Source organism: Actinomycetota bacterium (genome assembly GCA_030682655.1).
GTDB lineage: Bacteria > Actinomycetota > Coriobacteriia > Anaerosomatales > JAUXNU01 > JAUXNU01.
On sequence record JAUXNU010000046.1, the window covers coordinates 1 to 1,723 of the forward strand.

Below are 1,723 nucleotides of genomic sequence, written 5' to 3' on the forward strand. Positions count from 1 at the left end.
CTACCGGGGGCGGAGTCGTCAGCGCCGGGGCCTTCAGCGGATAGGCGCGATTCACGACCGTAGCAGCGTTCCACAAGACACCGTTCTGCACAGAAGCCAAACGTGCGCTCTCGCGCGCCGCGTGTGTCACCGCGAGCTGGGCCTGGAACATGAATCCGAACTCCAACATGCCGAACAGCAGCGTCAGGAGCACGGGCAGGACAACCGCGAACTCGAGTGCGGCTGCGCCGTGTTCCCCGCGATGCTCCACTCTCGCCATCTGGCTTCCTCCAGACTGCAGAGTGGCGGGACTGCGATCTTCCAGTCCCGCCACTCTGATGGCACTCATGAACCGCAGACCCGCTTCGACACCTTACAGCGGGAACCTGCCGATCAAGCCGCTGAAGAAGCTGCTCAGCGCAGTACCGAAAACGGTCACGCCGGCGACGATCGCCAGAGCGATGAACACCGCGAGTACCCCGTACTCCAAGGCCGTCGCGCCCTCATCAGATGCGAGTGCGGTCTGGAAGCGGACATACATCTTGGTCAACATTCCGAAACACCTCCCTTTCGAGAGGCCCCTCTGGCCCCCCTGTGGTTCGCCGCCGCGTGTTCCGGACGTGATGCCGGCGCGCCGACCTTTTCGTACATAGAATAGTTGCCCTTGTCGGGTCGTGGTTTCCATCGGCCATAGGAGTGTTTGGGGGGGCACGATGGTATGAGGGGTCATCTCATACCCGAGGACGATGTGAGATTCTCGCGGAGTGGGGAAAGGCGGGGCGCCGCGGTCACTTCCTGCCCGGCAGCTCCACGATGCCCGCCTGCACGGCGGCCAGCACCGCTTGGGTGCGGTCATTCTGTCCGAGTTTGCGCAGGATGTGGCTCACGTGCGTCTTGACCGTGGTCTCGCCGATCCAGAGCGCACGGCCGATCTCCTTGTTGGAGAAACCCTTCGCCATGAGCCTGAGAACCTCGACCTCGCGGTCGGACAGCGAGCCGAACTCGCCGTCCCCGCTGTTGGGGCCAACAGACGACCGGCCGCTGATGACGCGCGTCGCGACCGACGAGTCGAAGACGGCCTGACCGTCTGCGAGTGCTCTCACCGCCGTGACCACCTTGTCGGGACGAGTGTCTTTGAGGATGTAACCGCCGGCGCCCGCGTCGAGCACCGCGAAGACCTCGTCGTCCTCGTCGAAGCTCGTGAGGACCAGTACCTCGACTTCAGGGCACTTCTCCTTGACGCGTCGGCACACTACGGCACCGCCCCCGCCTGGCATGCGCAAGTCGAGCAGGAGCACGTCGGGTTTCGCCTCACAGGCGCCGTCGAGAGCCGACTGCGTGTCGAAACCCTCGCCGACCACCTCCATGTCGTCCTCGTTCTCGAAGAGCGTGCGAAGCGCATAGCGTACGAGCTCGTGATCGTCGGCGACGAAGACGCGGATCTTCTTCATCAGACCCTCCCTAGCGGCAACTCGACCTCGACGGTGGTTCCCGAACCAAGCTCGCTCTTGATCATGAGATACCCGCCCTCGCGCGTGACCCGCTGCTCCATGCTGAGAAGTCCCATGCCATCGCGGCCGTGGATGTCGGCTGCCTCGGCGGGAGAGAATCCCCGTCCGTTGTCGTGCACCGTGAGGCAAACGACGCCGTCGCCGTAGACGATGTCGACGCAGAACTCCTGTGCCCCCGCGTGGCGAACAACATTGGAGACCGCCTCTTTCGCGATGCGGTAGAGGCACGACTC

Annotated in this window: 4 protein-coding genes; all 4 read right to left on the reverse strand. The window is 64.0% G+C overall.

From position 1 onward, the window contains the following. The coding region (locus tag Q8K99_02795) for a TadE/TadG family type IV pilus assembly protein (GenBank protein MDP2181480.1) at positions 1-259 on the reverse strand (259 nt) is incomplete at its 3' end. 93 nt (positions 260-352) lie between these two features. Beyond that, a complete protein-coding gene (locus tag Q8K99_02800) occupies positions 353-532 on the reverse strand; it encodes a Flp family type IVb pilin (protein ID MDP2181481.1) in 180 nt (59 codons plus the stop codon). A gap of 235 nt (positions 533-767) precedes the next feature. Then, positions 768-1,430, reverse strand: coding sequence for a response regulator transcription factor (locus tag Q8K99_02805; GenBank protein MDP2181482.1), 663 nt, complete (start codon positions 1,428-1,430; stop codon positions 768-770). Next, a partial coding sequence (locus tag Q8K99_02810) for an ATP-binding protein (protein MDP2181483.1) occupies positions 1,430-1,723 on the reverse strand: 294 nt, incomplete at its 5' end. The genes Q8K99_02805 and Q8K99_02810, both read right to left, overlap by 1 nt.